This is a genomic window from Streptomyces sp. NPDC058469 (assembly GCF_042721125.1).
Taxonomy (GTDB): domain Bacteria; phylum Actinomycetota; class Actinomycetes; order Streptomycetales; family Streptomycetaceae; genus Streptomyces.
In genome coordinates, this window is the sequence record NZ_JBHXME010000281.1 from 1 (window position 1) to 7,261 (window position 7,261).

Annotated in this window: 3 protein-coding genes; all 3 read left to right on the forward strand. The window is 69.1% G+C overall.

The features are described from left to right. Positions 1-4,050, forward strand: a 4,050-nt coding sequence (locus ACFWP5_RS51035) for an amino acid adenylation domain-containing protein (protein WP_384173833.1), incomplete at its 5' end; no start/stop codon positions are given. Then, positions 4,047-4,865, forward strand: coding sequence for an FkbM family methyltransferase (locus ACFWP5_RS51040; RefSeq protein ID WP_384173836.1), 819 nt, complete (start codon positions 4,047-4,049; stop codon positions 4,863-4,865). The genes ACFWP5_RS51035 and ACFWP5_RS51040, both read left to right, overlap by 4 nt. A gap of 260 nt (positions 4,866-5,125) precedes the next feature. Further along, a partial coding sequence (locus ACFWP5_RS51045; protein ID WP_384173839.1) for a condensation domain-containing protein occupies positions 5,126-7,261 on the forward strand: 2,136 nt, incomplete at its 3' end.

The following is a 7,261-nucleotide window of genomic DNA, read 5'->3' on the forward strand; positions in this document are numbered from 1 at the left end:
CACCCGCTCACCCCGGTCGCCCGCGTCCGGGAGTTGCCGCTGCCGCTGTCGTTCGCGCAGCAGCGGCTGTGGTTCCTCGACCAACTGGAGCCCGGCTCGCCGGAATACAACATGTCGACCCGGCTGCGGCTGACCGGCGACGTCGACCTCCCGGCGCTCGGCGCGACGCTGGACGCGATCGTGGCCCGTCACGAAGTGCTGCGCACTCGTCTGGTGTCCGACACCGACGGCGTACCGCACCAGCTCATCGACCCGCCGGCCCCGGTCCCGCTCCCGCTGCTGGACGTGTCCGGCAGTGAGGATCCGCAGGGGGAGGCGGAGGGGCTGATCATCAAGGACGGCCTGAGGCCCTTCGATCTCGCGGCCGGTCCTCTCCTGCGCGCGTCCCTCGTGCGACTGGCCCCGGACGACCACGTACTCGTCCTCGCGATGCATCACGTCGTCTTCGACGAGTGGTCGGACGGCGTCCTCCAGCGCGAGTTCTCCCTCCTGTACCGGGTGTTCAGGGCCGGTGACCCGGATCCGCTGCCGCCTCTCGCGGTCCAGTACGCCGATGTCGCGGCGTGGCAGCGCAGTTGGCTGTCCGGAGACGTGCGAGACGCACAGATCGCTTACTGGCGTGGGGAGTTGACCGGAGCGAGGAAGCTGGAACTGCCGACCGATCGGCCCCGCCCGACGGTCCGCTCCACGGAGGGCTCGGTGGCGAGGTTCACCGTCCCGGCGGGGACCGCCGACGCCCTGCGGGCACTGTCGCGCGAACACGGCACGACGATGTTCATGACGCTGCTCGCGGCCTTCGACATCCTCATGGGCCGCTACACCGAGTCGGACGACATCGTCGTGAGCACGCCGGTGGCGAATCGGAACCGCGCCGAGACCGAGGACCTGATCGGCTTCTTCGTCAACACCCTCGTCATGCGGACGGACCTGTCCGGAACCCCGTCCTTCACGGAGGTGCTGCGCCGCGTACGGGAGACGGCCCTTGGGGCCTACGCGCATCAGGACCTGCCGTTCGAGCAGGTGGTGGACGCGCTGGCGGATGTGCGGGACCGTACTCGTGGCCCACTCACCCGCGTGTCCTTCAACTACACCGCGGGGGCCGCCCGGACGTCCTATTCCGACGACGAGGGCGATGGGAACGGCGCGGCCGGCATGCGCGTCGAGACCGGCACGGGGCTGCTGCCGGTGCAGTTCGACATGGTCGTGACGCTGGGGGAGGACAACGGCGTCCTGACCGGCGAGATCCAATACAGCACCGCTCTGTTCGACGCGGTGACGGTCGAGCGGATTGCGGGGCACATGGTGACATTGCTGGGAGCTGTGGGCGAGGACGCCGAGCAGCCGGTGGGAGAACTGCCGATGCTGACCGAGGCCGAATACCGGCGCCTGGTGCACGAGTGGAACGACACGGCCGAGGAACTGCCCGAGGCGGGCGGAGTGCATGAGCTGATCGCCGAGTGGGCGGCCGCGACGCCGGGTGCCGTGGCCCTCGTATCGGGCGAACTGACCCTGACGTACGACGAGTTGCTGCAGCGCGCCAACCGGCTCGCGCACTATCTGCGCGCAGCGGGGGTGGGCTCCGAGTCGGTGGTCGGACTGTGCCTGCCGCGCGGGATCGACATGGTCGTGGCGATGCTCGCGGTGTGGCAGGCGGGAGCGGCCTATCTGCCGCTGGATCCGGAGTACCCGGCGGACCGGCTCGGGTTCATGCTGAAGGACAGCCGGGCGACGCTGCTGCTGGGCACCGAGGAACTGGTGGACGAACTGCCGGTGGGCCGCCTGCGGACGGTCGTCGTGGACGCTCCCGACGTCATGGCGGAGCTCGCCGCACAGCCGTCGACCTCGCCCGAAGTCGCCGTACGGGCAGACCAGTTGGCGTATGTGATCTATACGTCGGGGTCGACGGGGCGGCCCAAGGGCGTGCAGATCGCGCACGGCGGTGTGGTGAACCTGGTGCGGGCACAGGCGAAGGCGTTCGGCGTCGAGGCCGGGGACGCGGTGGTGCAGTTCGCGCCGTTCGGGTTCGACGCGGCCGTCTCCGAGGTGTGCGTGACGCTGGGGTCCGGCGGGACGCTGGTGGTGGCCACCGCCCAGGAGCGCGCCGAGCCCGAGGCGCTGGCCGCACTCATCCGGCGGCGGCAGGTACGGGTGGCGACGCTTCCGCCCTCGCTCCTCGCGGTGCTGCGGCCCGGCGACCTGACGGGTCTGCGGACCCTGGTGACGGCCGGCGAGCGCCTGGAGGGGACGACGGCCGCCGCGTGGCGGGACGAACACCGCCTGCTCAACGCGTACGGCCCCACCGAGGCCACGGTGTGCGCGAGCATCGCCACCCTCGACACCTCCGACGCTGAGGCGGGCACCCAGGACGCCGGTGGGCCTCCCATCGGCGGCCCGATCGCCAACACCCGCGTCTACGTGCTCGACGAGCAACTCCGCCCGGTCCCCGTCGGCACGACCGGTGAGCTGTTCATCGGCGGCGTGGGCGTCGCACGGGGCTACCTGGGCCGTGCCGCGCTGAGTGCGGAGCGGTTCATGGCCGACCCGTTCGTCGGCGACGGCGCGCGCATGTACCGGTCCGGCGACAAGGCGCGCTGGCTGGCCGACGGGCAGCTCGACTTCGTCGGCCGCAACGACGACCAGGTCAAGGTGCGCGGGTTCCGGGTCGAGCCCGGCGAGATCGAGGCGGTACTCGCCGCCCACCCGGCGGTACGGACGGCGGTCGTGACGGCGTACGGGCAGGCCGCGGACCGCAAGCTCGCCGCCTACCTGGTGCCGGCCGACCACAGTGAAGGCATCCCCGAGGCCGCCGACCTGCGCGAGGCGCTGCTGCGCAGCATCCCGGACTACATGGTCCCGGCGGCCTTCATGGAGATGTCCCGGCTGCCGCTCACGACGAACGGCAAGGTCGACAAGGCGGCCCTGCCGGAACCCGAGACGGTCCGCTCCACCAGCACCGAGTACGTCGCCCCGTCCGGCGCGGCCGAGCAACTGCTCGCGGAGGTGTGGTCCGAGATCCTCGGCATCGAACGCATCGGAGCCCACGACAACTTCTTCGAGCTGGGCGGCAACTCACTGCTGGTCACCCAGATCGTCGGCCGCATCCGCGGCGCCGGGCACGACATCAGCGTCGGCGACCTCTTCGACCATCCGACGATCGCGGCCGCCGCGCCGCTCATCCAGATCCACGCCGAGGACCCCGAGGTGCGCTCCGCGGTGACCATCCGCGCCGGCACGGTCCTGCCCGCCGTGTTCGCCGTCCACACCCTGACCGGCGAGGTCGCGGCGTTCGCCGAGGTCGCCGGGCACCTCGCCGAGGGCCAGCAGTTCTACGGCCTTCAGGAACGCGGACTGACCGGCGAGGACGCACAGCCCACGTCGGTCGAGGAGATGGCGACCACGTACATCGGCGAGGTGCTGCGCATCCAGAAGGACGGACCGTACGTCCTCACCGCCCAGTCCGGCAGTTCCTACGTCGCCTTCGAGATGGCCCGCCAGCTGACGGCCATGGGCAAGGACGTCGCCGGCGTCTACCTCATGGCACCGGCCCGCCAGCCCTTCGCCCGCCGCCTGCCCAGCCAGGCCTTCAGCAAGTCCGACCGCAAACTCCTCGACAGCATCGAGGTGGCCCTCGACGGCGACCCCGGTACGACACTCGACCGCAGGACCGAGAAGCGGCTCCTGAAGTACGGCGCACCGGACGAGGCGATCGCCCAGGGCGTCCGCGACGGCGACAAGCACGCCCTGCGCATCATGCGCGCCCTCGCCACCAACCGGCTGGCCTACTCCTACTACGGCGAGCTCATGCACCGCGGCATGCGCACCTACGACGGCCGCGTCGTGCTGCTGATGCCGCGCGACGACCAGCCCAAGCCGTACAAGTGGACGCTCGAACAGTGGCAGATCCCCGTCACGCGCAGCCCCGAGGTCATCGACGTGCCCGGCGAGCACTCCAACGTCTTCTACGGCGAGGGGGCACAGGCCGTGGGCGCCTATCTGAGCACCGAGATCGAACGCCTGAGGAACGGCAACGGTGGAGGAGCGTCCGCATGACCGAGCCGACGAAGCCGACGAGGTCGACGGCGCCGCGGACGACTGGGCCCACGGACACCAGCCCGTACGAGCTGCCCAACGGACGAGGGATCACCTGCGTCAGCGCGGCCGAGGCCAAGGTCCTCTGGGCGGAGGCGACGGGCCAAGGGCTCTACCGGTCGGCCGCCGACGCGCTGCGGGCCGGCGACACCGTGCTCGACATCGGCGCCAACATCGGAATCGTGTCCCTGATGTTCGGCTGGCGGGTCCCCGATCTGCGGATCATCTCCGTGGAACCCGCGCCGACGACATACGCGTGTCTTGAGGCGAATCTCCGCAGCCATCTGCCAGGAGCCGTAGCCGTACGCAGCGCCGTCAGCGACCGTGCGGGAGAGAGCACCTTCACCTACTACCCGAAATCGACGGGAAACTCCGGGCTGTTCGCCGACCAGCAGGCCGACGACGCGAACACCCGAATATTCCTGCGTAACTCCGGAATTCCCGAGGACTACATCGGGGAAATCGTCAAGAACCTGCACCACGGAATTCAGTTGACAGTTCCCACACTCACCGTCTCGGATCTGGTCAGGCGCCACGAGCTGCACGAGATCAGCCTGCTGAAGATCGACGTGGAGCGTGCCGAGCACCTGGTCCTGGCCGGCATCGAGAACGCGCACTGGCCGCTGATCAGTCGTGTCGTCGCCGAAGTACACGACGAGGAAGGCCGGTTGAAGAACATCACCGGACTCCTCGAACGGCACGGATTCACCGTCTCCGTCGCCCAGCAGCCCCAACTGGCGGGCACGGACCTTTACGAACTCGACGCCACGCGCTAGCTCCCGGCGTTCTCCCCGCGTTCAAGCGCCGCCGCGCGGCAGTTGAACATCCCGATCCGACACCCGCCGGCGACCGGCCGCCCCGCTGAGCGGTGACCGATCGCCGACTCACTGGATCAATGATCCAGCCGTGTGCCATGGTGAGACGGAGAATCCCTTCTTGCCGTCGCGTTCCCTTTCGGTGCCGCGATGGATTTCCCAGGGCCGAGCAGCGCACCGTCATGCACTAATTCAGCTTTCTCATTTGCAGGGGACAACTGATGCTTTCTGACGCCAAGCGGGAATTGCTGAAGCGACGCCTCAAGGGAGAGCAGGCATCGCGTCGCGAATGGGGGCCGCGCCCCGACGGCCCGATCCCCCTGTCGTTCGCGCAGCAGCGCCTCTGGTTCCTGGCCCAGTTGGACCCGTCGTCGACCGAGTACAACCTGTCGATGCGGGTGCGCTGGGACGACGCCCTGGATGTGGGGGCTTTGGGTGGGGCGTTGTCGGGTGTGGTGGCGCGGCATGAGGTGTTGCGGACGCGGTTGGTGGCGGATGGGGAGGGTGTTCCGCGTCAGGTGATCGATGCGCCGGCGCCGTTCGTGCTGCCGGTGGTGGATGTGTCGGGGGAGCCGGATCCCCGGACTGCTGTACGGGCTCTGGCGGCGGCGGACGCCGCGGTCCCGTTCGACCTCGCGACCGGACCGCTGATCCGCGCCACGCTGCTCCGACTGGCACCGGAGGAGCACGTCCTCGTGGTCGCCATGCACCACGTCGTCTTCGACGAGTGGTCCGACCAGGTCTTCCACCGCGAGTTGATGGCCCTGTACGAGGCATTCCTGGCGGGAGACCCCGACCCGCTGCCGCCGCTTGAGGCGCAGTACGCGGACTTCGCCGTGTGGCAGCGACAGTGGCTGGACGGCGAGGTCCTGGACCAGCAACTGGGCTACTGGCGCGAGCGGTTGGCCGGAGCACCGGAACTCGACCTGCCGACTGACCGGCCGCGTCCGCCGGTTCGTTCTTCGGTGGGTGGGTCGGTGCGTTTCGTTGTGCCGGGTGGGGTGGCGGAGGCGTTGCGGGGGTTGTCGCGTGAGTGTGGCGTGTCGATGTTCATGACGTTGTTGTCGGTGTATGCGGTGCTGCTGGGGCGGTATGCGGGCTCGGAGGATGTGGTGGTGGGCACGCCGGTGGCGAACCGGAATCGTGCCGAGACGGAGGATTTGATCGGGTTCTTCGTCAACACGCTTGTGATGCGTGCTGATTTGTCGGGTGATCCGTCGTTCCGTGATGTGTTGGGGCGGGTGCGGGAGACGGCGTTGGGTGCGTATGCGCATCAGGATGTGCCGTTCGAGCAGTTGGTGGAGGCGTTGGTCACCGATCGGGACCGGTCGCGTACCCCGTTGTTCCAGGCCCTCTTCAACTACGACTCCGCTCGGCCCTCGACCAGTGCTGGTGCCGGCGACCTCGCCACGGCCGATACGGCGGACGGCGGAGTCGTCGCGAAGTTCGACCTGCGGCTGATCTTCAGCGACAGCGATGCGGGGCTGGCGGGCGAATTCGAGTACAGCACCGCGCTGTTCGACGCGGCGACGGTGGAGCGGATGGCGGGACACCTGGTCACGCTGCTGAGCGCGGTGGCCGAGGACACGGGGCGGGAGCTGTCGCGGCTGCCGGTGCTGACGGCGGACGAGCGGCGACGGGTGGTGGAGGAGTGGAACGACACTCCGGTCCCGGCTCAGGCTCTGATACCCGGTGTCGATGCGCGTGGGGTGCATGAGCTGATTGCTGCGCGGGCGGTGTTGGTGCCGGATGCGGTGGCGGTGGTGTCGGGTGAAGTGTCTTTGTCGTATGGGGGGTTGTTGGGTCGGGCTGATCGTTTGGCGCATTACCTGCGTGGGGTGGGGGTGGGTGCGGAGTCGGTGGTGGCGTTGTGTCTGCCGCGTGGGGTGGACATGGTCACGGCTGTTCTGGGTGTGTGGCGGGCGGGTGCGGCGTATGTGCCGTTGGATCCGGAGTATCCGGTGGAACGCCTGGCGTTCATGCTCGCGGACAGTGGTGCGTCGGTATTGGTCGGCACCGGCGACATTGTCGATGAGCTGCCGGTGGGGCGGCTGCGGTCGGTGGTTTTGGATGATCCGTCGGTGGTGGCGGGGCTGGCCGGGATGCCGTCCGGGTCACCTGAAGTATCGGTGCAGGCGGGTCAGTTGGCGTATGTGGTTTATACGTCGGGGTCGACGGGGCGGCCGAAGGGTGTGCAGGTCACGCAGGGGGGGTTGTTGCTGTACACGGTGGGTGTGGTGGAGCGGTTGGGCTGGTCGGGGGTGGGGGGCCGGTTCGGGTTGTTGCAGCCGGTGGTGACGGACCTGGGGAACACGGTGGTGTTCGGGTGTCTGGTGTCGGGTGGTGTGTTGCATGTG